Genomic DNA, 21350 nt, shown 5'->3' with positions numbered 1-21350 from the left:
CAGCGGCCCCGGCGCCGGACCCGCGCTGTGCGGGGCTAACCTGTAACCATGATTAACGTCCTCGTCGCCGACGACGAACTCCCCGCCGTCGAGGAGCTTGCCTTCCTTCTGGGAAGGGATGACCGTATCGGGACGGTGCACCGCGCATCCTCAGGGGCGGAAGCCCTGACGGTCCTCGAGGCCGAAACGGTGGATGCCGTTTTCCTCGACATCCACATGCCCGCATTGTCCGGCCTTGACATTGCGAGGGCCATCGCGCGAAGCAGCCATCCTCCCGCCGTCGTATTTGTCACGGCGGACGAGGACTGCGCGCTCGAAGCGTTCGAACTCGCCGCAGTGGACTACCTGCTGAAGCCGGTCCGGGCAGAACGGCTGGCGAAGTCGGTGGGACGCATCTGCGAGCTCCTGAAGGACGGCGCCGCGACGCCGGAGATGATCACCGTTGATCTGGGCGGAACCACCAGGATGATCCGGCGCGACGACGTCACCTATGTCCAGGCGCAGGGTGACTATGCACGGCTGCACACCGCCGATGCCAGCTTCCTCATCAGGGTTCCGCTGGCCGACCTGGAGCAGCAGTGGGCCGACGCCGGTTTCATCCGAACCCACCGCTCGTACCTGATCGCACTGAATCATGTGGGTCATCTGAAGCTGGCCTCCGCCAAGCCCACTGTCACCGTGGCCGGAGCCGAGCTTCCCATCAGCCGGCGGCACCTGCCCTCGGTCCGGGAGAAGCTCGGGACCACCCGGATCCGGCCGCAGGCATGACGCGCGTCCGGGTGACGGCTCCCCCGTCCGCTGCGAGGCCCGCCGCCGACCCCCATGAGGCCGCCGAGGAATCCGAAGTGGGCCAGGTGTTCGTCCGGTCACTCATCCGCTCACAGTTGCGCCTGGCCCTCGTGGTCGCCGGTGGCTTCCTACTGATCCTGTTCGCCTTCCCCATGATGCTCGGGCTGGTGCCGGGACTGGCCGAGTCGCGGGTTGCCGGGATCCCCTTCGGGTGGCTCCTGCTCGGCGCCGGGATCTATCCCGTGATCGGGCTCAGTGCCTGGCTGTACATCCGCACGGCGGCGCGCAACGAGGCCCGGTACCGGGACCTGGCGGAAGAGAAGTGAGGCCGCTGTGAACCCCGTGGTGGGTATTGCCGCCTTTGCCGCCGTCTCTGTGGCCACGGCGGTGATCGGATTCTATGGGCTGCGGGTTTCCCGGACCACCGGCGACTTCTATGTGGCCTCCCGGACGGTCCGTCCGTGGTGGAATGCCTCGGCGATTGGCGGCGAATATCTCTCCGCCGCCAGCTTCCTTGGCGTGGCGGGCCTGATCCTGCTCTCCGGCACGGACGCACTCTGGTTTCCCATCGGCTACACCGCGGGGTACCTGATGCTGCTGCTTTTTGTTGCCGCTCCGCTGCGGCGCTCCGGCGCGTACACCATTCCGGACTTTACCGAGGTGCGGTTGAATTCCAAGGCCGTCCGCCGCGTCACGAGCCTGGTGGTTGTGGTGGTGGGCTGGCTCTACATCGTGCCGCAGCTGCACGGGGCGGCCCTGACCATCCGGATCACCACCGGTCTGCCGGCCTGGGTGGGGTCGGTGGCGGTGGTGGTGGTGGTCTGCCTGACCGTGGTGGCCGGCGGCATGCGCTCCATCACGTTTGTCCAGGCCTTCCAGTACTGGCTGAAGCTGACGGCCCTGGCGGTACCCATTGTCTTCATCGTCCTGGTGCTCGCCGGCAACGGCTCCCAGGCCGTAGCGGAGGCGTCCGCAAACCCCACGGGGCTGGCTCCGGCCGGGCCCTACCAAAACATCTCGCTGCTGGTGGCGCTGCTCTTCGGCACGCTCGGACTGCCGCACGTCCTGGTGCGCTTTTACACGAATCCAGACGGCCACTCGGCGCGGCGGACAACGCTGATCGTCCTCGGGCTATTGTCCGTTTTCTACCTTTTCCCCACCGCTTACGGGCTGGCCGGCCGGATGTTCGCGCCGGGTTTGGCCCAGAGCGGTCAGTCCGACGCGCTGGTCCTCCTGCTCCCGGGCCGGCTCGTGGGAGGAACTGCCGGCGACCTGTTGTCGGCCCTCGTGGTTGCCGGAGCATTCGCCGCGTTCCTCTCCACAACCTCCGGCCTTGTGGTCTCGCTGGCCGGCGTTATCAGTCAGGACGTGCTGGGTGGGAGCGTCCGCGGTTTCCGGGTGGCGGCGCTGATCTCCGCCGCCGTGCCCCTGGGCTTTGCGTTCATGACGGATTCGATGGCCTTGGCAGGAAGTGTGGGGTTGGTGTTCGCCTTCACGGCCTCAACCATCTGCCCGGCGCTGCTACTGGGCATCTGGTGGCGCGGCCTTACCGATGTTGGCGCCATAGCCGGCATGCTGACCGGAGGAATTCTCTGCGGAGGCTCGATGGTTGCCGGCGCACTCTCCGGCGCCGCGGGCTCCGGAGCCACTGCGCCCGCGTGGCTGGCCCAGCCCGCGGCGTGGACTGTGCCGGCCGCCTTCGCCGTGATGATCCTGGTGTCGCGGGCCACGAAGAACCGTGTGCCGCGGACCCTGACCCGGGTCATGACGCGGCTTCATACTCCGGAGCGTCCGCTGGCAACCGAACGCTGACGGGGGAAGGCTAGTCGATGGCCGCCATCAGTTCGATGACGCGGTCGAGGAACGCATCGACCTGCGTTTCCTCATAGCCGTCCTTGCCTACGGCCGGCCGGAACACGGCGCGGCGGACGTTGTCCACGCTCAGCGGACGGTCCTCCTCCAGGTATCCGATAAGGTCCCGGCACAGGTTGTCGACGTCGATGGTGTTGTAGCTGCTCGCGCGGCCCTTGGCCGGGCGGCGGAAACGCTCGCCGTCCGGGCGGTGCAGGCGGCCCCGCAGGAGCCCGGACAGCTTGCCGATCTCGCGGAGCCATGCGTCCTCGCCGCTCGCCGCGATAAGGTCATCGCGCTCCCGCCGGGCAAATGCGTCCTCCAGCCGGTCCAGTGCAGCGTCCACGCCGGCTGCCGCATAGCCTCCCTTGACCGGGTCGAAGGAGACGGCCCTGACATCGGCGCTCTTGATCACGGGGCTCGCTGCCCCGGGATTCTCGAAGGACACCCGCGCCCGCTGGAGGAACTGGTCAACCTGCTTGGCGTTGTAGCCGTACTGGTTCCGCTGCACGCGGTCAAAGGACGCAGGTATCTGCCGTTGAATATCCACTGTCACAATTTTCCTTCAATGCTGTTCAGATGTTGCTCCGGACCAGTCTAAGGTGTGGACCGATGGCCCGCGGGAACCTCAGGCGCCGGAGAAAGCGGTGAACAGGATAAACGCCGCCGGAGAGGCGAAAACGATTGAATCAAGCCGGTCCATGACGCCGCCGTGGCCGGGAAGAATGCTGCTCATGTCCTTGATGCCGAGCTCCCGTTTGACCATGGATTCGGCGAGGTCACCGGTGGTCGATGCAGCCACCATTCCCACTGCGAGCACCAGCCCCACCCACCACGGTTTATCCAGGACGAAGATGCAGGCAAGGACGCCGACTGCAGCGGCCCCGGCGATGGAACCGGCAAAGCCTTCCCAGGACTTCTTCGGGCTGATCTTCGGTGCCATGGGGTGCTTGCCGAAAGACGCCCCCACCAGATAGCCGAAAGTGTCGTTGGAAACCACCAGGAGCAGCATGGTGGCGATTTGCCAGGCGCCGGCCGGGATGATGCCGCCGGGCCACGGGCCGATGGTGGCCGCGCCTCCCCCCGCGTGCAGGGGCAGGATGGCGAAACTGATGAAGAACGGGACCCAGGCCATGGTGAAGACACCGGCAAAAATGCTGCGGGCCGAGCCGGCGGCGCTCTCAATAGTGCGCCACAACAGCACGGCCACGCTGCTCGCCAGCAACGCGAACAGCAGGCCCTCGAGCCCCCCGAAGTACGCCGCGAACGGCATGCCAACGGTCCCCACCATCACCGGAACGATGGGCAGGCGGGTGCCGCTCACTTCCAGCGCCCGGAAAATTTCCCACACGCCGAAGACGGCGAAGGTGGTGGTGACTGCCACAAAGCCCAGCGGCAGGAACAGAAGGCCCCCCAATACGGCGAAGAGCATTGCGAGCCCCACCACCGTGGCCGCTGGAAGATTCCTCCCGGCCTTGGGTGTGGGGTTTTCCCGCTGCCTCCCCCGTGCCCGGACTCTCGGTCCGGGCGCCTGCTCTGCCTGATTCATCAGACCTCGAGAAGCTCGGCTTCCTTGCGCTTGAGCAGCTCATCGATCCCGTCGACGTGGGCCTTGGTCATGGCGTCGAGTTCCTTCTCGCCGCGGCTGCCCTCGTCCTCGCCGGCCTCGCCGTCCTTCACCAGCTTGTCCAGGGTTTCCTTGGCCTTGCGGCGGATGTTGCGGATGGAGACCTTGGCGTCCTCGCCCTTGGACTTGACGATCTTGACGTATTCCTTGCGGCGCTCGGACGTCAGCTCCGGAATGGTGATCCTGATGACGTTGCCGTCATTCGACGGGTTGGCGCCCACCTCAGAGTCGCTCAGGGCGCGTTCTATGTCGCGAAGGGCCGTCTTGTCGTAAGGAGTGACCAGAATGGTGCGGGCGTCCGGCACGGCGAAGGAGGCCAACTGCTGGAGCGGGGTAGGCGTGCCGTAGTACTCCACGATCACCTTGTTATACAGGCCGGGCGTGGCGCGGCCGGTCCGGATCGAGGCGAAGTCTTCCTTGGCTACTTCAACCGCCTTGTCCATCTTGTCCCCGGCTTCGAGCAAGGTTTCTTCGATCACGATCTCTCCTCAGAAATTTGGTGCATTCCGGAGGGACCGGAGATGCACAGAATTCGTTCCGTCATACTGCCCCACCCGCGGGCGGAACCGTCCATGAATCATCCTAGCCGTTGCTAGGGAGTGACTACCGTGCCCAGTTCCTCGCCGCGGATGGCGCGTGTGACGTTGCCTTCGCCTTCCATCCCGAACACCACCATGGTGAGGTTGTTGTCCTTGCACATCGTCATGGCCGTCTGGTCCATGACGCGGATGTCGCGGCGCAATGCGTCGTCGTAGCTAAGCCGGTCGAGCTTCTCGGCGCCGGGATCCTTCTTGGGGTCTGCCGTGTAGACGCCGTCCACGCCGCTCTTGGCCATCAGGACCACGTCCGCGTGCACCTCAAGGGCGCGCTGGGCAGCTACGGTGTCGGTGGAGAAATACGGCAGGCCCGCACCCGCTCCGAAGATGACAACCCGGCCCTTTTCCATGTGCCGGATAGCGCGGCGGGGAATGTACGCCTCCGCCACCTGGCCCATGGTGATGGCGCTCTGCACCCGGGTTTCGACGCCGGCCTGCTCCAGGAAGTCCTGCAGTGCCAGGCAGTTCATGACGGTGCCCAGCATGCCCATGTAGTCCGCGCGGGATCGGTCCATGCCGCTCTGGGACAGTTCGGCGCCGCGGAAGAAGTTCCCGCCGCCCACCACGATGGCAACCTCGACGTCGGGAACGGCGGCAGCGATCTGCTTGGCGACTCCGCGCACGGTATCCGGATCAACGCCCAGCTTCCCGCCGCCGAAGACCTCACCGGACAGTTTCAGGAGGACGCGCCGCCTGCTCTTCTCTGACTGGACTGAAGTGTTGACGGTTCCCATGGTGCCTTCCCGTAAATAAGCTCTGAGCTAGGTTATCGTGCCTGATGGCCAAAGGTCTCATTGCCCTGGCCGCTATGTGCAGCCCCGGGAGGCTGCGGGTGCATGCAAAAGGGGCGGCCACCGCAGTGACCACCCCTTAGCGTGTCTAACTAGGAACCGACGCGGAAACGCGTGAACGCGGTCGGCTTGACGCCGGCCTCCTGGAGGACCTGCGCCACAGACTTCTTGGCGTCCTTGGCGAATGCCTGGTCAACCAGGACCTCGCCCTTGTAGAAGCCCGTGACGCGGCCTTCCACAATCTTGGTCATGGCTGCCTCGGGCTTGCCCTCGGCCTTGGCCGTTTCCTCGGCGATGCGGCGCTCGGACTCAACCAGCTCAGCCGGCACGTCCTCGCGGGTCAGGTAATTCGGGGACATCGCAGCAATGTGAACGGCGACGTCGTGCGCGGCCGTTGCGGCTGCTTCGCCTTCACCGTCAACGGCGAACAGAACGCCGACCTGAGCCGGGAGGTCTTTGGACGTCTTGTGCAGGTACGCGTCAACGGTGCCGCCCTCAACGCGTGAGATCCGACGGACGACGACTTTTTCACCGAGGACGGCGCCCTCTTCGACGACAACCTCGGACAGCGCCTTGCCATCGACTTCGGTGGCCAGCAGGGTCTCGAGGTCGGCAGCGCCTGAGTCAACTGCCACGGCGAGCACCTTGTCGGCGAGCTGGATGAACTTATCAGCCTTGGCCACGAAGTCGGTCTCGCAGTTAACCTCGATCATCACGCCAACGCCGCCGTCGACCCTGGCAGCAACCAGGCCTTCCGCGGTGGAGCGGCCTTCACGCTTGGTAGCGCCCTTGAGGCCCTTGATGCGGATGATTTCGATGGCCTTTTCGGCGTCACCGTTGGCTTCGTCAAGAGCCTTCTTGACATCCATCATGCCGGCGCCGGTGCGCTCGCGCAGAGCCTTGATGTCTGCGGCAGTGTAGTTCGCCATGTGAACCCCTCTGTCTAGAAATTTATGTGGTGTACGGACTGACAGGACGGCAGCTCACATCGTGAGCGGCCATCCTGTCAGATGCCCCCGGCACTGGATACAGTGCCGGGGACGGTCCAGATTTGCGTGACTGCCTACTTGGCGGAGTCGGCTTCGCCGGCTGCAGCTTCGGTTGCCTCGGCAGCAGCCGGGGCTTCCTCAGCAACCGGAGCTTCCTCAGCTGCGGGAGCAGCCTCTGCTGCGGGAGCTGCCTCTGCTGCGGGAGCTGCGGGAGCGTCTTCAGCAGCAGGAGCGGCGGCCTCGGCGGCGGGAGCCTCTTCAGACTTGCTGCCTTCAAGGAGCTCGCGCTCCCACTCAGCCAGCGGCTCTTCCGGGGTCTCGGTGGTGCCGGTTGCGCGGTTGTGGCGGGCGATCAGGCCCTCAGCAACAGCATCTGCAACAACGCGGGTCAGCAGGTTCACGGAGCGGATGGCGTCGTCGTTACCCGGGATCGGGAAGTCAACCTCATCGGGATCGCAGTTGGTGTCCAGGATGGCAACAACCGGGATGTTCAGCTTCTTGGCCTCATCAACTGCGAGGTGTTCCTTCTTGGTGTCCACGATCCAGAGCACGGACGGTGCCTTGGTCAGGTTGCGGATACCACCGAGGTTGGTTTCCAGCTTGGTGAGTTCGCGGCGAAGAAGCAGCAGCTCCTTCTTGGTGTACGCGGAACCTGCGACGTCGTCGAAGTCGATCTCTTCGAGTTCCTTCATACGCTGGATGCGCTTGGAAACCGTCTGGAAGTTGGTCAGCATACCGCCGAGCCAGCGCTGGTTGACGTACGGCTGGCCAACGCGGGTGGCCTGCTCAGCGATCGCTTCCTGGGCCTGCTTCTTGGTGCCGACGAAGAGAACGGTGCCGCCGTGTGCAACGGTGGCCTTGACGAACTCGTAAGCGCGGTCGATGTAGGACAGCGACTGCTGCAGGTCAATGATGTAGATGCCGTTGCGTTCCGTGAAGATGAATCGCTTCATCTTCGGGTTCCAACGACGGGTCTGGTGTCCAAAGTGGACGCCGCTGTCAAGCAGCTGGCGCATAGTTACGACGGGCATGCCGACGCTCCTTCCGGCAGGTCATTCATGAGACAGCCCATGGCTCTCTTACCCTGCCAATAGTTGACGGTTATTTAGCTTCGCCCAGGTGGGCGTTACTCCTGGCATCCATTGCACGACTCATCCGGACCGTTAAGGTCAGGACCGCAAGAAGCACAATCCTCCGCAGCCTGAAGGCTTGGCTTCGGATGGGAGGTCTGGATACGCGTAGTCAGCCACTGCTCCCCCACACCTCTGAATGAGACGTGCTGACTAGAACGGCTGAAAGGCCAGGTGACTTGGAAGTGACTTGAACCGCCAGCCGGGCATCGTTGAGGGCACAGCAAACTGCTCCGTCAAGTGTACTACAGCAGCCTCCTCCGGTTGGACCATTCCAGGGACCTCCACCGCCCTTTTCCACATAGGCTGCGGCACCGCTTCCCGCCGCCGCGCCCAGGCATCAGGCTGAAGACATGAAAGCCCCAGCACTCCTCGCCATCACCCTCCTGGCGGCCGCAGCAGCACCGCTGTACGGCGCTCCGTCTGCGGTCCCGCCCGGCCCCATCCTGGCTGCGCCGGCGCGGGGAGACTGGAGCTGGCCGCTGCCTCCCAAACCGGTGGTGCTGCGCGGCTTCGATCCCCCGGAAAAACCGTGGATGAGGGGGCATCGGGGAGTGGATCTCCGGACGGCGTTCGACGGCGCCGCGGTCACCTCGCCGGAGTCCGGAACGGTCAGTTTTGTGGGAGTGGTGGTGGACCGCCCCGTGATTACCATCGACCACGGCGGCGGGCTCCGCAGCAGCTTCGAACCCGTGGACAGTGGCCTTGCGGCCGGCGCCCGCGTCTCCAAAGGGGACCTGATCGGAACGGTGCGGCCTGGTCATTGCGGGGCCATACCGTGCGTTCACTGGGGCGTTCGCCGGGGAGAGGACTACATCAACCCATTGTCTCTCGTGACGGATTTAAGGCCTTCCGTCCTGCTCCCGCTGGAGGTGCCAGGTGCCGGCTGAACCGCCGCACGTACTCATACCGCCGCACGTACTCATCGCGGCGGAATCTCCCGGATCCGCGCCGCTTCGAAGTGCCGCTCCTGCCGGCCCGCCCGCCCACGCCGCATCCAGAGACTCTGCTGCCGCCGGCCCGCCCGCGCGCGAACGGCTGACACCGTCGCGCGCCAACTACACGATTGCTGAGATCCCGGTGATGGCACGGCCGGTCACCAGGGTGTTGATCTCGTGGGTGCCCTCATAGGAGTAGATTGCTTCGGCGTCGGCGAAGACCTTGGCCATCTCGTAATCCGTGACGATCCCGTTGCCGCCCAGGAGGCTTCGGCCGATCGCAACACTTTCACGCATGCGTGCGGTGGTGAACGCCTTGGCCATCGCCGACTGCTCATCCCTGGCCTCGCCGGCATCCTCCAACTGGGAGAGCCGGACCATCATGCCCATGGAGCTCACGGTGTTGCCCAACATCTGGACCAGCTGGTGCTGGACGAGCTGGAAGGAGGCGATGGGGCGTCCGAACTGGCTGCGCTCCACGGCATAGCGGCGGGCGACGTCGAACGCGGCCAGTTGCTGGCCGACGGCCTGCCAGGCGACGGACAGGCGGGTGACTTTAAGGACCTTGTTGGTGTCCCGGAAACTGTTGGCGTTGGCCAGCTTGAAGAACCCGGGAACCACCACGTTCTCCAACGTTATGTCCGCGTTCTGCACGGTACGCATGGAGATCTTGTTCTCGATCTTCGTCGCCCTGTAGCCCTCGGTCTTAGTGTCCACAAGGAAGCCCTTGACCTGGTCGTCTTCGATGTCCCGCGCGTAGATGACCACCCAGTCGGAGAAAGTGGCGTTGCCGATCCAGCGCTTCGCCCCATTGAGGACCCAGCTGTCACCTTGGCGGCGGGCAGTCGTGCGGGTGCCACCGGCCACATCAGAACCCCCCAGGGGTTCGGTGAGGCCGAAGGCGCCAATCTTCTTGAGCGCGTAGATGTCCGGAAGCCAGGCGTCCTGCTGCTCCTGGGAGGCGAGGGCTTCAATGGATCCCGTGAAGAGCCCGTCATGTACGCCCATAAAGGTGGCAATCGATGTGTCCGCCCGGGTGGCCTCGGCGTGCAGGATTCCAGCGAAGAGGTTGGAGTACCCCTGCCGCTTGACCGGGCTGACCAGGTCAATTTCAGCGAGCTTCGGAATCAGCTCCATCGGGAACTCGCCGCGGTTCCAGCAGTCGACCGCAATGGGCTTGACCTCCCGGGCGAGGAACTCCCGGACCTCGGCCAGACGGTCTTTCTCCTTCGTGCTGAGCAACTGCTCGAACGCGAAGAAATCTCCGTCGGCATAAGGGAGGTTGCTAATGTCGATTCCAGCTTTGGACATGATGTTCCTTCACTTGCGATCAGCGGCGATCAAAGGTCCCGGGCTCAACGCCACGCGATAAGTTACTCATGAGTAACATAACGCAGGGCCACCCTGACTGCAAGCGGCGGAAACGAAAGTAAAAAACAAGGGGCAAACAAAAAGGAGCCATGGCCGATGTCTGAACATCGGCCATGGCTCCCGCACAACGGGATCCTCGGCGTGAGGACCGTTGGTGTGCTCGGTAGGGCTACTCGGACTTGAACCGAGGACCTTAGGATTATGAGTCCCGCGCTCTAACCAGCTGAGCTATAGCCCCGTGCGTCCCGCCCACCCCCGGCTTGGAACCAAGCCACGGGGTTTCTGGGGCAAAAACACTCTAGCAATAGTAATCGCCCGCACCGCGCAACAGAACTCGGCCAACCCGTGGCGCGGCCCGCTAGACCGCCTTGTCTTCGTAGCTGGCTCCGCGGTAGAGATCCTCGAAGGTCTGCAGTGTTCCTTCGATGCTGTGGGGCTCCACCATGCACCGGCTCGCCTTGCCCATTTGCTTCAGCTCTTCCGGCGGAAGCTGCAGGACGCGGGTGATCTTGGCGGCGAGGTCGTTACTGTCATTCGGAGTGAACAAGTAGCCGTTTTCACCGTCCCGGACCAAATGCGGGAGCGCCATGGCGTCAGCCAGCAGCACCGGAGTGGAGGCGGACATGGCCTCCAGCGTCACCAGAGACTGAAGCTCGGCCGTTCCCGGCATGCAGAACAGATCCGCCCTGATGTAGGCCAGCCGCAACTCGGCGTCGCTGGCCAGGCCAAGGAACTTGACGCGGTCCTGCAGCCCAAGCCGGGCCACCTGGGCCTCCAGTGCGGCGCGGACTTCTCCGCCGCCTACGATCTCCAAGCGAACACCCAGCTCCACCGGCGTCTTCGCTACCGCATCGATCAGAACGTTGACGTGCTTCTCCTCGGCCAGGCGCCCTGCGAAGAGGACTGTCGGGAAATGATGGGGCTCGATGACCTCGCCGTCCTTCACCTCGTAGGCGGCCGAGTCGATTCCGTTGGAGAGCGGAAGCACTTTGCGCAGGAACGCGTGCTGGTGCATGGCCTTCGCCGCGAGCGGTGTCGGCGTGGTGACCACGTCGGCCTGGCCCATGACCTTGCCCATGTCCTTCCAGGAAATCCTGCCCACGATGTCCTTGAACCACTGCGGGAAGGGCAGGAACGGGTTCAGGTTTTCGGGCATGAAGTGGTTGGTCGCCACAACCCTGATCCCACGCTTCACGGCCTCGTAGAGCACGTGCTCGCCGATCATGTAATGGCTCTGAATGTGCACCACATCCGGTTTGACCTTGTCGAAAAGGAGGCTGATCTCCTTCCTGATCTCCCACGGAAAGGTGATCCGGAAGTACTCGTGCGTGGGCACCGAGTGCGAGCGCAGCCGGTGCACGGTTCCCTCTTCGCGGAATTCGGTGTAACTCTTTCCCTTGTCCTGCCGGCATGCAAGCACGTGCACATTGTGTCCGCGGCCGGTCATACCCTTGGCCAGCCGGTATCCGAACTGGGCGGCTCCGTTGACGTGGGGCGGGTAGGTGTCCGCTGCTATCAGAATGGTGAGGGGTCGCTGGCTATCGGGCATGGTCACGTGGAGGGCTCCTGGTGGTCACGGTGCGGTCAGCTGTGGCCGTGGCGGCCGGCTGGCCGTCGGCGCAGTCGCGCCGGGCCTGGTGAAGACTGGCAAATCTGTTGGGGTCTGGACGGTCATCTGCCCTATGACGTTCGCCCCGCAGCCTTCCGCGCGTCCTTCTTGCGCTTGTGGACTTCGGGATGGTGTCGGGAAAGGGCGATTACCCCCACGATAGCAAGGGAACCCGCCGCTCCCATCGAAATGGCCGTCACAGCGTGGACATCCGGACGAAGCTCGCCCAGGATCGCGATGCCAATGGCGATGCCCACCATGGGGTCGATGACCGTCAGCCCGGCGATGACGAGGTCCGGGGGCCCACCGGAGTAGGCGGACTGGACAAACCACGAGCCAAGGCCGCCCGCGACTGCAATGGCCACCACGGAATACCACTGGACGTTGAGCAGGAACAGGCCGTTCGGGTCCAGCAGGTGCTTGCCGATGATGCGGGTAAGAACGGCCACAAATCCGAAGAGGACGCCGGCCCCCAGGATGTAGACGAAGGCGCTCATCCGGTGCTTGAACATCAGCGCCAGTGTGCCGAAGAGACCCACTGCCAGGGCGAGGAGCAGCACAATGGTCAGTTCGTCCTCGAAACTGACGTGATGGTTCTCCTGGGTGACGTTCACAGCAAGCAGGACGAACGTGGCTGAGCCGGTGACGCAGGCGGAGGTGGCCACCACAGTGGCCCTGTTCATGCTCAGGCCTTGGTCCTTGTTGTTCACTATGGTCGTGATCACGAGTGCGATCGCGCCGATGGGCTGCACCACGGTCAGCGGGGCCGAGACCAGGGCGACGGCATTCATTGCCATGCCCACGCACAATAACAGGAGCCCCAGAACCCAGCGGGGGTTTCGGAGCAGCCTCACCAAGCCGTGGGTGTTGAGGGCCAGGCCGCCCGTATCCGCCTTCACCGCGCTGCCTTGGCGCTGAGCGCCGAAAGCCAGGAAAAAAGCGCCCATGACCGCCAGGGAGACCGCAAGCCAGACCATCAGCCGCGTCCGCCGTCGTCGGCCATCCGCATTTTGCCCTTGCGGATGATGGCCCAGAAGTAGTTGTAGGCCGCGATCCAGTGGCCCGCCAGGCCGAGGCCGAGGAAGACCCAGCCGGCCACCAAGTAGAGCTCGGCCAGGGGAAGGGACAGCCTGGAGAGCATCAGGACCGGCGTCCCCACCAGCAGCAGGGCCGTGCGGATCTTTCCGACCCGGCTCACAGGGAGGTCGGGATGGCTGCGGAAGTAGTAAAGCGAGAGCGCCAGCAGGACGGCGTCGGGAACGGCGAGCGCGGCCAGGTACCACCACTGCACAACGCCGGCGATGACCAGCGTGACCGCGACGGTAATGAGGGCGAGCCGGTCGGCTATGGGGTCCATGATCCGGCCAAGGCGGGAGGTCTGGTTGAAGCGGCGGGCGATATAGCCGTCCACCCAGTCGGTGCTGCCCATAACGGCCAGCACCACAATGGCGATGCCGTATTCCTTCTGGGACAGGACGAGCCAGACGAACAGGGGGACGCCCATAAAGCGGACGACCGTCAGCACATTGGGGATGGTGAAGACGAGGTCGTTATCGACCTGCGGCTCACCGGGGCGGCCGCCTGCGCCGATGAACCTCATCCGTTCCCCCTTTCGAGTGCCGGAGACGTCTTCATATCTGAGCTCAGTGGGGTGCCTGGCCTTTAAGCAGCTTCCGCAGCAGGACCAGCAGCACGGTGGTTGACGCGGCCAGGGCCAGCAAAGGCTTCCAACGCGGGTCCGGCTGTCCGTCCGCGCGGGTCAGCATTGACGACGCCGATTCGCTGAGGCCGGCGAACTGGCGGCCAACGCGTTCCTTGCCCGTCTCGAGCCGGTCTTGGGTGGCGCTCAGGAGCGCCAGTGCCTGCGTCTTGACGTCGGTCTCCTCGCCCAGCTCGTCACGGACTTCCGTCAGGTGGCGGCGGCGCTGATCAAGACGTCGCCGCAGCTCCGCTTCCGAAGGCGCGGGGCCGAGGTCAGGCTGGGCGGCCGCCTTTGCCTCTTTCTCTGCTTTGGCGGCCGCAGCCTTCGCGTCTTTGGCTGCCTTTGCCGCCCTGGCCTGTTCGGAGGAGGGATCCAGGACCGCCGGATCGAAGGCTGAGCCTTCCTTGGCGATGCCGAGGTCGTGCTTGAGCCCGCGGATGGTGTCCTCGGGAAGCAGCGGCATGGCTTTTTTGAACTTGCGCAGTCCCACCAGCGCGCCGATCAGGGCGATGATCAGGAACAAGGCGCATACGAGGAGCGCCGCGAGCCACGCCGGCATGATGGTGGCAAGCCCCATGATGGCGGCAACGATCAGCCCGGTAATCAGGAAGGCGACGAAGACCAGGGCGACGGCGAAGAAGGCGCCCGCCACTCCAAGCTGGATGCCTTTTCGCTTGATTTCCACCTTGGCGAGCGCTATTTCGTCATTGAGCTGCCGCGGGGCCAGCCGGGCCACCAGCTTCAGTGTCCTGGGCAGCGCTGACATGCGCAGTCCGCTATTGGTCCGGCCGCTGTGTCGTCCGCTCATCGATCCCGCCTAACTGGTTCCATCTTTGATCCGGATTCCGCTGGATTCCGGGGGCCTGCCCGGTTTCACACAATCCCCGGTGACAAAACTATCATTCAGGTTCCGGCACCTGTTCTGGCAATAAGGCGTGGCGCGGCGTCGAACGCCGGAAATGTCGATTCGGCGGGCCATAGGATGGGTCCCTGTGAGCATCCCCCCTAATCCCGGCGATTCCCTGAGCCGCCGTCGGAGAGTCCTGTACATCCTCATGCTCGGTGCCCTCACCGCGCTGGGCCCCTTTACGATCGACCTGTATTTGCCGGCCTTTCCGGCCCTCGAAGCCAGCCTGAGGGTGTCCGAGACGGCCGTCCAGCTCACATTGACGGGCACCACTGTGGGCTTTGCGCTCGGCCAATTGGTGGTGGGGCCCCTTAGCGACAAGTTCGGCCGGCGTGTGCCGCTGATCCTCGCCACTGCCCTGCATATCAGTGCCTCGCTCGGGGCAGCCCTGTCCACGGACCTGGGCAGCCTGGGCCTGTTCCGGGTACTGATGGGAATCGGCGCTGCCGGGGGCGGCGTGGTGGCCATGGCCATGGTCCGGGACCTGTTCTCCGGCTACGCGATGGTCAGGATGTTTTCGCGGATGGCCATGGTGAACGGGCTGGCGCCTATCCTGGCACCGGTGATCGGCTCGCAGCTGCTGTTGATCATGCCGTGGCCGGGGATCTTCTTCTTCCTGGCCAGCTACGGCACCCTGGTGATCGTCGCGGCCATCCTCCTGGTGCGCGAGACGCTCCCCCGCGAGTTGCGGGGTCGCTCAGGGCTGACGGCGGGCCAGCGGTACAAGGTCCTGTTCACGGACCGGATCTTCGTGGGCCTGCTGCTGCTGGGCGGTATGAACTTCGGGGGCCTGTTCACCTACCTCTCCGCTTCCCCGTTCCTCTTCCAGAACGTCTACGGATTCTCGCCGCAACAGTACGGCCTGCTGTTCGGCATCAATTCGCTGGGCATCGTGGCGGGCGTGCAGACCAGTTCCCGGCTGATCCGGATCGTGGCGCCGCAGTGGATCCTGGCGTGTTCAACGGCGTGGATGGTTCTGATGGCACTGCTGATTGTTGTGTTTGACCGGCTCGGCTTCGGATTGTGGGGCGTAATGGTTCCGCTCTGGTTCTACATCCTGGGCACCGGGTTCACGTTCCCCTGCGTTCAGGTCCTGGCGCTGTCCAGACACGGGGCGCAGGCCGGAACCGCGGCATCCCTGCTGGGCGCCGCGACATTCATGATGGCCGGCCTCGTCTCCCCCGTGGTCGGCTGGTTCGGCGTGGGCTCGGCCACCCCGATGGGCGCCATCCAGGCCGTCTGCATCACCCTCGCGGCGGCAGCCCTCTGGCTCGTGGTCCGTCCGCGCACCGTCCCCTCGATTCACTAGCGTCCCGGGGGACATGCCCATTCTTCGCGGCCGCCCCGGGGGGACATGCCCATTCTTCGCGGCCAGGAACGGGCAGAACGGGCATATGTCCACGCGCCGCGTCCAACACTGAGCATGTCCCGCGGACAGGTGAACGCGCGGGCCGAGCCGAGCAACATGGGCCGCGCCCGTCGTCGCCCCATGCCCTGCAATGCCCCCCGCGCCACCCGCCCTGCCGCCCCCGCACCACCCGCGTCACCGCCGTGGAGGCAGCGCTGTGACAGGGCCCTTGGACCTGTTCCGGCCCGTGCCGCCGCGATAAAGTTGAGGTGTGCCCGACTGGCAGAAGCATCCGCCCCTTCCGGCCACGTGGCAGCGGTGCGATGCCGGCATTCTGCCCCTGTGGTGGGACCGGCTGTGCACGCAGACCAGCGCTCAGTCCGCGGCGATGTACGCGGCCGGCCTTTTCACCGAGGACCGGCGGCGACCCATAGCGCAGTGGTTCAATCCGGCGTTCAACGCGGCGCTCCTGGTTGCCCCGGAAACGTCCCCGGAATGGCCTGTCCAACGCTTCGGCATTTTCTACGCGCCGCCGGGCAGCGGCTTCACCCGCGTGCACTCCGCCCCGCATGAATGGCATCCCCGTGAGCCGCGCAAATCTCCCACTGAGGACGAAGCATTCCAGGCGGCAATCGCCGAAGCGGAGCGCTTCCTCCAAGTCGAGATGGACTTCGTCTGACCGTTGGGCATCCGGGGATCCGGGCAACAGATGAAACAAGGGCAACAAAAAAGATCCCGCGGCCGGCTGTTCGCCGGCCGCGGGACCTGTCCGCTCCTCCTGCTGGACTTGAACCAGCAACCCTTCGATTAACAGTCGAATGCTCTGCCAATTGAGCTAAGGAGGAATGAAGCAGGTATGACATTAGCAAACGTTTTGCCGGTATGGGAAATCGGCCCCGCGGCCCCTTGGCCATACCCCGTCCGGGTATACAAAAAGTCCCCGTGCCGGCGAACCGGAACGGGGACTGCGCGCTCCTCCTGCTGGACTTGAACCAGCAACCCTTCGATTAACAGTCGAATGCTCTGCCAATTGAGCTAAGGAGGAATGAAGCGGCTATAAGCCTAGCAAACACCAGCCCGGGAAACGAAATTGGCCGCCGCGGGGACAAGGTGCCGTGACCCCGGGCGCCTCTGCTTAGGCGTCCGAGCGCAGCGCCCGCCGCTGCATTTCGAGCTGCATCAGCTCCCGGTTCAGCTGCTGGAACAGCTCGGGATCGGCTGAGGAGTCCAAGCGCTGCAGCTGCCCCATCTTGTCCGCTTTAACGCGGGTGATCTGCAGCTCAAACAGGCGGGCCAGGATGTCCCTGCAGTACCGCTGCACGCCCTCGGGTGTGTTGGCGGGCAGCGGGACCACGGACAGCTCGGACACCAGCGGCCGAAGCGGCTCAGGCACCTCCTGGAGCAGCTGCTCCACCCAGCGGACCGGGTCGGCGGCGAAACCGAGCCCCGTGGCCCGGATGGCCTCGTGGATGGCCAGGTACGCCGGCGTGGAGAAACGGGACTCGGAGAAGCGCAGCCAGGTTTCGCCTTCCAGCATTGCCGGCTCCTGCAGGGCGACTTCGAGGGCCTGGCGTTCCATCGCCGCCACGGGATCCCGGGGATCAGGGCGGCTGAATGACGGAAGCACCGCCGACGCCGGCAACGGGGCACCGCCGTGAGCTGCTCCCGGAGGCGGCGAGGAGGGCCCACCATAACCACCGTGGCCGCCCGTGCCTCCCCCGCGCCCCGAAACTCCGCCTTGGGGCCGGTGCGCCTCTGGCGCCTGCCGCTGGCCGGCAGTGGTGCCCTGCGCGGGAACGGCGGCGCGCTTGGCGGCAGATGCGACCACGCGGTTGACCTCCTCCACGGGCATGCCCAGCCAGCCAGCCAGCTCGCGCGCGTAGCCTGGCCGAATGCCGGCATCGCGGATCTGGGCGACCACGGGGGCGGACTCGCGCAGCGCGGCCACACGGCCCTCCACGGTGTCCAGGTTGTGCCTTTTCAGGGTTGCCCTGATGGCGAATTCAAACAGGGGACGGCGGCTCGCGATCAGGTCCCGAACGGCCGAGTCGCCCTTTGACTGGCGCAGCTCACACGGATCCGCGCCGCCGGGTTCCACGGCAACGTAGGTCTGAGCCACGAAGCGCTGGTCCTCCTCGAAGGCCCGCAGGGCAGCTTTCTGGCCGGCGGCGTCGCCGTCGAAGGTAAAGATGACTTCCCCTCCGCTGCCGTCGTCGGAGAGCAGGCGCCGGGCGATCTTGATGTGCTCGGTGCCGAAGGCCGTGCCGCAGGTGGCCACCGCCGTCGGAATTCCGGAGAGGTGGCAGGCCATCACGTCCGTGTAACCCTCCACCACCACGAGCTGCCGGTCCTTGGCTATGCTCCGTTTGGCAAGGTCGATGCCGTAGAGGACCTGGGACTTCTTGTACAGCGTTGTTTCCGGCGTATTGAGGTACTTGGGCCCTTGGTCGTCCTCATACAGCTTGCGGGCGCCGAACCCGATGGTGTCCCCGGCAATGTCGCGGATGGGCCAGATCAGCCGGCCGCGGAAGCGGTCGTAAATCCTCTGCTGGTTACCGGGTCCCCCGGCGCTGAACATGCCCGTCAGCTTCAGCTCCGGGTCCTTGAACCCGCGTCCCCGGAGGTGCTTGAGCAGGCTGTCCCAGCCCTGCGGGGCATAACCGACCCCAAACTGTTCGGAGGCGGCGCGGTCGAAGCCTCGGCCGTAGAGAAAGTTCCGGCCCTCGGCGGCGCCCGGAGTCAGGAGCTGTTCCCGGAAGAACTCGTCCGCGACCTTGTGGGCGTCCAGCAGGCGCTGGCGCTTACCCACATCCTCCCGGTTGGGGCCGGTGCCGCCGTCCTCGTAGTGAAGTTCGAACCCGATCCTTGCGGCCAGCTTCTCCACGGCCTCATGGAACGTGGTGTGGTCCAGTTTCTGGACAAAGGAAATGACGTCACCGTCCTCCCCGCAGCCAAAGCAGTGGTAGCGGCCAACCTGCGGGCGCACGGTGAAGGAGGGCGAGCGCTCGTCATGGAAGGGGCACAGACCCTTAAACGTCCCCAGCCCAGCGCCCTTGAGGGTCACATAGCCGTCAACGACTTCCTTGATGTCGGTCCGCTGGCGTACTTCGTCAATATCTTCGCGTTTGATCAGCCCAGCCACAGAGCCATCCTAGTCCCCGGGCACGACGCCGAAGGCTCGGCTATGGCGTCCAACACCAGCCCTACCAAAGCGAGGGAAGGCTGCCGACGAGCCGTTCGTACATGGCCAGCGCGGAGCCGTCGGTGAGCGAAGCGACCTGGTCGATCACCACGCGCAGGCGGGCGCCGTCGTCCTCCGCAGCGCGCCAGTCCGCGGCGAACATCGGCTCCAGGTGACGGTCCCCGCTGGCATTGAGCTCGGTCACCAAAGCGTGCAGGACCTCGCGCTGGCGCTCATAGATGGGTTGGCGGTGCTCGGTGGTCATCACAAAGGTGGTGGCGAGGCCTTTCATCACCGCGATCTCCATCACCGTTTCGTCCGGCACCATCAGCTCGGCGTTGTACCGGGTCAGGTTTTCGGGACCGTAGACGGCGCGGGTGGTTTCCCGTGCGCTCTGGCAGAACCTGCCAATGAGCTGGCTGGTCATGTTCTTCAGGGCGCCCATGGATTTGCGGCTGCCATCGGCCTCGCGCACCCAGACGTCCGTGGCCTCAAGGCGTGCCAGGGCGGCGTCGATCGCCGCCGGATCGTTGTGGGGCAGGTACCACTGCTTGGCGTAGCCCACCACCCGGGCGCGGTGGTCGGGGTTGTCCATCCAGCGCAGCTGGAAGTGACCGGCCACGATCGCGTCCTCGACGTCGTGCACGGAGTAGGAGATGTCGTCCGCAAGGTCCATGACCTGGGCTTCGAGGCAGGAACGGCGTTCCGGGGCCCCCTCACGGAGCCAGTCGAAGATGGGCAGGTCGTCCTCGTAGGCTCCAAATTTGCTGGTGCGTTGACCATGGATCACCGGCGCATTCAAGGCGGACCACGGGTATTTGGCGGCCGCGTCGAGGCTGGCGCGGGTCAGGTTCAGCCCTGCGGGGTTGCCGGCGGGGTCCAGGACCTTGGGCTCCAGCCGGGTCAGCAGGCGGAGGGTCTGTGCGTTGCCCTCAAAGCCGCCGATGGCGTGAGCCATCTCGTTGAGCGCGGATTCGCCGTTGTGGCCGAAGGGCGGGTGGCCGAGGTCGTGGCTGAGGCAGGCCGTGTCCACGACGTCGGGGTCGCAGCCCAGGACGCGGCCCAGTTCGCGGCCCACCTGTGCCACTTCGAGGCTGTGTGTCAGCCTGGTCCGGACGAAGTCGTCCGTGTCCGGAGCCACCACCTGGGTCTTGGCTCCGAGCCGGCGCAGCGCCGAGGAATGCAGCACCCTGGCCCGGTCGCGTTCGAAGTCCGATCGGTAGGTGGACTTGGGCGGTTCCTCCACCCAGCGGGCGGAGTCATGGGCGGTGTAGCCCTCCAGCACGGGAGCGGTTGTCCTGGTCTCAGCCACCTGATACATCCAGTTCGGCGAAGGAGATGTCCCGTGACTGCTCGGCGTCCAGGGTGCGGTTGAGCAGCCAGTCCTTTGGGAGCGCCGGTTTCTTGGGTGAGCCGGCGCGGCCGCGCGGTCCCTCGGCGTCCAAGCCCGGGTACGGCGAGTCAAGGTCCAGCTGGTCCAGGGTTCCGCGCAGCACCTCGAGGCTGGTCACCAGGGCGAGTTTGGTCCGCAGTTCGCTTCCCACCACATAGCCCTTGAAGTACCAGGCGATGTGCTTGCGGATCTCGCGCAGCGCTTTGCCCTCGTCCCCGAAGGTTTCGACCATCAGCTCGGCGTGCCGGTAGACACTCTCCGCCACCTGGCGCAGGTCCGGCGTGAACCGCTGGTCGCTGCCTTCGAACGCGGCCATGAGGTCTCCGAACAGCCACGGCCGGCCCTGGCAGCCCCGGCCCACCACCACGCCGTCGACGCCGGTCTCCCGGACCATTCGCACCGCGTCCTCCGCGGACCAGATGTCTCCGTTGCCGAGCACGGGGATGTCCGGCAGGGCTTCACGCAGCCGGGCGATGGCGGACCAGTCCGCCTGCCCGGAATAGAACTGCGCTGCCGTCCGGCCGTGAAGGGCGACGGCGGCAACGCCGGAATCGCGGGCGATCCGGCCGGCGTCGAGGTAGGTCAGGTGGTCCTCATCGATGCCCTTGCGCATCTTGATGGTCAGGGGGACGTTTCCCTTGGAGGCTTCCTTGACGGCCGTCTGGACAATCGAGGTGAAGAGATCGATCTTCCAGGGCAGGGCGGAACCGCCGCCGCGCCGGGTCACTTTGGGAACCGGGCAGCCGAAGTTGAGGTCGATGTGGTCCGCACGGTCCTCCTCCACCAGCATCCGGACGGCCTGGCCCACGGTCACGGGGTCCACGCCGTAGAGCTGGACAGAGCGGACTTTCTCGTCGTCGTCGTGCGAAATGATCCGCAGCGATTCCGGGGTGCGCTCGACGAGGGCACGCGAGGTGACCATCTCCGCCACGTACAGGCCGCCGCCGTATTCGCGGCACAGCCTGCGGAAGGCAGAGTTGGTGATGCCCGCCATGGGCGCCAGGATCACGGGGGTGTCCACCGTGATCGGACCCAGTTTGAGGGGCGGGAGTTCCAGCTTGGGGGCGGGAGGCGTTGCTACAACAGTCACCCGACCATTGTCTCAAAGCCGGACAAATCGGGGCGCAG

At 65.3% G+C, this 21350-nt stretch carries 20 protein-coding genes and 3 tRNA genes; 6 read left to right on the top strand and 17 right to left on the bottom strand.

The features are described from left to right. Window positions 1-48: 48 nt before the first annotated feature. The 3 genes from ACP4XC_RS06720 to ACP4XC_RS06710 are packed head-to-tail and all read left to right on the top strand — an operon-like array spanning window position 49 to window position 2601. Complete coding sequence (locus ACP4XC_RS06720; protein WP_427174088.1) at window positions 49-768, top strand: LytR/AlgR family response regulator transcription factor; 720 nt, start codon at window positions 49-51, stop codon at window positions 766-768. Further along, window positions 765-1115, top strand: coding sequence for a hypothetical protein (locus tag ACP4XC_RS06715; RefSeq protein ID WP_427174087.1), 351 nt, complete (start codon window positions 765-767; stop codon window positions 1113-1115). The genes ACP4XC_RS06720 and ACP4XC_RS06715 overlap by 4 nt, the downstream gene beginning before the upstream one ends. Window positions 1116-1122: 7 nt before the next feature. Then, entirely contained in the window at window positions 1123-2601 is a 1479-nt protein-coding gene (locus tag ACP4XC_RS06710; RefSeq protein WP_427174086.1) for a cation acetate symporter, read from the top strand. A 10-nt stretch (window positions 2602-2611) separates the two neighbouring features. Here the strand turns inward: ACP4XC_RS06710 and ACP4XC_RS06705 are convergent, their stop codons facing one another. The 6 genes from ACP4XC_RS06705 to rpsB form a co-directional block, all read right to left on the bottom strand. Beyond that, the gene (locus ACP4XC_RS06705; RefSeq protein ID WP_427174085.1) at window positions 2612-3196 is read right to left on the bottom strand and encodes a DivIVA domain-containing protein; all 585 of its coding nucleotides are present in this window, start codon (window positions 3194-3196) and stop codon (window positions 2612-2614) included. 72 nt (window positions 3197-3268) lie between these two features. Next, window positions 3269-4189, bottom strand: a complete 921-nt coding sequence (locus ACP4XC_RS06700) for a phosphatidate cytidylyltransferase (RefSeq protein ID WP_427174084.1) — start codon at window positions 4187-4189, stop codon at window positions 3269-3271. Continuing rightward, window positions 4189-4746, bottom strand: a complete 558-nt coding sequence (frr, locus tag ACP4XC_RS06695; protein WP_427174083.1) for a ribosome recycling factor — start codon at window positions 4744-4746, stop codon at window positions 4189-4191. Before frr ends, ACP4XC_RS06700 begins: the two co-directional genes overlap by 1 nt. Window positions 4747-4859: 113 nt before the next feature. After that, entirely contained in the window at window positions 4860-5597 is a 738-nt protein-coding gene (pyrH, locus tag ACP4XC_RS06690) for a UMP kinase (protein WP_427174082.1), read from the bottom strand. A gap of 149 nt (window positions 5598-5746) precedes the next feature. Further along, entirely contained in the window at window positions 5747-6583 is an 837-nt protein-coding gene (tsf, locus tag ACP4XC_RS06685) for a translation elongation factor Ts (RefSeq protein ID WP_427174081.1), read from the bottom strand. 134 nt (window positions 6584-6717) lie between these two features. Beyond that, the gene (gene rpsB, locus ACP4XC_RS06680; protein WP_427174080.1) at window positions 6718-7674 is read right to left on the bottom strand and encodes a 30S ribosomal protein S2; all 957 of its coding nucleotides are present in this window, start codon (window positions 7672-7674) and stop codon (window positions 6718-6720) included. 452 nt (window positions 7675-8126) lie between these two features. Between rpsB and ACP4XC_RS06675 the strand changes: the two genes are divergently transcribed. Then, the gene (locus ACP4XC_RS06675) at window positions 8127-8663 is read left to right on the top strand and encodes a murein hydrolase activator EnvC family protein (RefSeq protein ID WP_427174079.1); all 537 of its coding nucleotides are present in this window, start codon (window positions 8127-8129) and stop codon (window positions 8661-8663) included. A gap of 168 nt (window positions 8664-8831) precedes the next feature. Here ACP4XC_RS06675 and ACP4XC_RS06670 read toward each other — a convergent pair whose 3' ends face one another. The 6 genes from ACP4XC_RS06670 to ACP4XC_RS06645 all read right to left on the bottom strand — a co-directional run bounded on the left by ACP4XC_RS06670 (window position 8832) and on the right by ACP4XC_RS06645 (window position 14201). Continuing rightward, on the bottom strand, window positions 8832-10022 hold the full coding sequence (locus ACP4XC_RS06670; protein WP_427174078.1) for an acyl-CoA dehydrogenase family protein: 1191 nt from the start codon (window positions 10020-10022) through the stop codon (window positions 8832-8834). Between the two features lie 224 nt (window positions 10023-10246). Then, window positions 10247-10320: transfer RNA gene (locus ACP4XC_RS06665), tRNA-Ile, on the bottom strand. A gap of 120 nt (window positions 10321-10440) precedes the next feature. Further along, complete coding sequence (locus ACP4XC_RS06660; protein WP_427174077.1) at window positions 10441-11637, bottom strand: glycosyltransferase; 1197 nt, start codon at window positions 11635-11637, stop codon at window positions 10441-10443. 125 nt (window positions 11638-11762) lie between these two features. Beyond that, window positions 11763-12668: a DMT family transporter gene (locus tag ACP4XC_RS06655; protein ID WP_427174076.1), complete on the bottom strand. Its 906-nt coding sequence runs from the start codon at window positions 12666-12668 to the stop codon at window positions 11763-11765. Next, window positions 12668-13291, bottom strand: a complete 624-nt coding sequence (locus ACP4XC_RS06650; protein WP_427174075.1) for a CDP-alcohol phosphatidyltransferase family protein — start codon at window positions 13289-13291, stop codon at window positions 12668-12670. Before ACP4XC_RS06650 ends, ACP4XC_RS06655 begins: the two co-directional genes overlap by 1 nt. Before the next feature lie 43 nt (window positions 13292-13334). After that, window positions 13335-14201 (bottom strand): phage holin family protein, encoded by an 867-nt coding sequence (locus ACP4XC_RS06645; RefSeq protein WP_427174074.1) that lies wholly within the window; start codon window positions 14199-14201, stop codon window positions 13335-13337. A gap of 151 nt (window positions 14202-14352) precedes the next feature. Between ACP4XC_RS06645 and ACP4XC_RS06640 the strand changes: the two genes are divergently transcribed. Both ACP4XC_RS06640 and ACP4XC_RS06635 read left to right on the top strand, forming a co-directional pair. Beyond that, window positions 14353-15609, top strand: a complete 1257-nt coding sequence (locus ACP4XC_RS06640; RefSeq protein ID WP_427174073.1) for a multidrug effflux MFS transporter — start codon at window positions 14353-14355, stop codon at window positions 15607-15609. Between the two features lie 310 nt (window positions 15610-15919). Continuing rightward, window positions 15920-16327 (top strand): hypothetical protein, encoded by a 408-nt coding sequence (locus tag ACP4XC_RS06635; protein ID WP_427174072.1) that lies wholly within the window; start codon window positions 15920-15922, stop codon window positions 16325-16327. A 93-nt stretch (window positions 16328-16420) separates the two neighbouring features. On the opposite strand, the gene ACP4XC_RS06630 is transcribed toward ACP4XC_RS06635, so the two are convergent. The 5 genes from ACP4XC_RS06630 to dusB form a co-directional block, all read right to left on the bottom strand. Next, window positions 16421-16493 (bottom strand) — tRNA-Asn (locus ACP4XC_RS06630). Between the two features lie 127 nt (window positions 16494-16620). Continuing rightward, a tRNA-Asn gene (locus ACP4XC_RS06625) sits at window positions 16621-16693 on the bottom strand. Window positions 16694-16783: 90 nt separating this feature from the next. Beyond that, window positions 16784-18790, bottom strand: coding sequence for a DNA primase (gene dnaG, locus ACP4XC_RS06620; RefSeq protein ID WP_427174070.1), 2007 nt, complete (start codon window positions 18788-18790; stop codon window positions 16784-16786). A gap of 61 nt (window positions 18791-18851) precedes the next feature. Beyond that, complete coding sequence (locus ACP4XC_RS06615; RefSeq protein ID WP_427174069.1) at window positions 18852-20150, bottom strand: deoxyguanosinetriphosphate triphosphohydrolase; 1299 nt, start codon at window positions 20148-20150, stop codon at window positions 18852-18854. Next, window positions 20134-21312, bottom strand: coding sequence for a tRNA dihydrouridine synthase DusB (gene dusB / locus ACP4XC_RS06610; RefSeq protein WP_427174068.1), 1179 nt, complete (start codon window positions 21310-21312; stop codon window positions 20134-20136). The genes ACP4XC_RS06615 and dusB overlap by 17 nt, the downstream gene beginning before the upstream one ends. Window positions 21313-21350: the final 38 nt, after the last annotated feature.

It is taken from the genome of Arthrobacter sp. 92 (genome assembly GCF_050260325.1).
Lineage (GTDB): Bacteria > Actinomycetota > Actinomycetes > Actinomycetales > Micrococcaceae > Arthrobacter.
The sequence above is the reverse complement of the archived record's forward strand: the minus strand, read 5'-3'. Positions and strand labels throughout refer to the sequence as shown.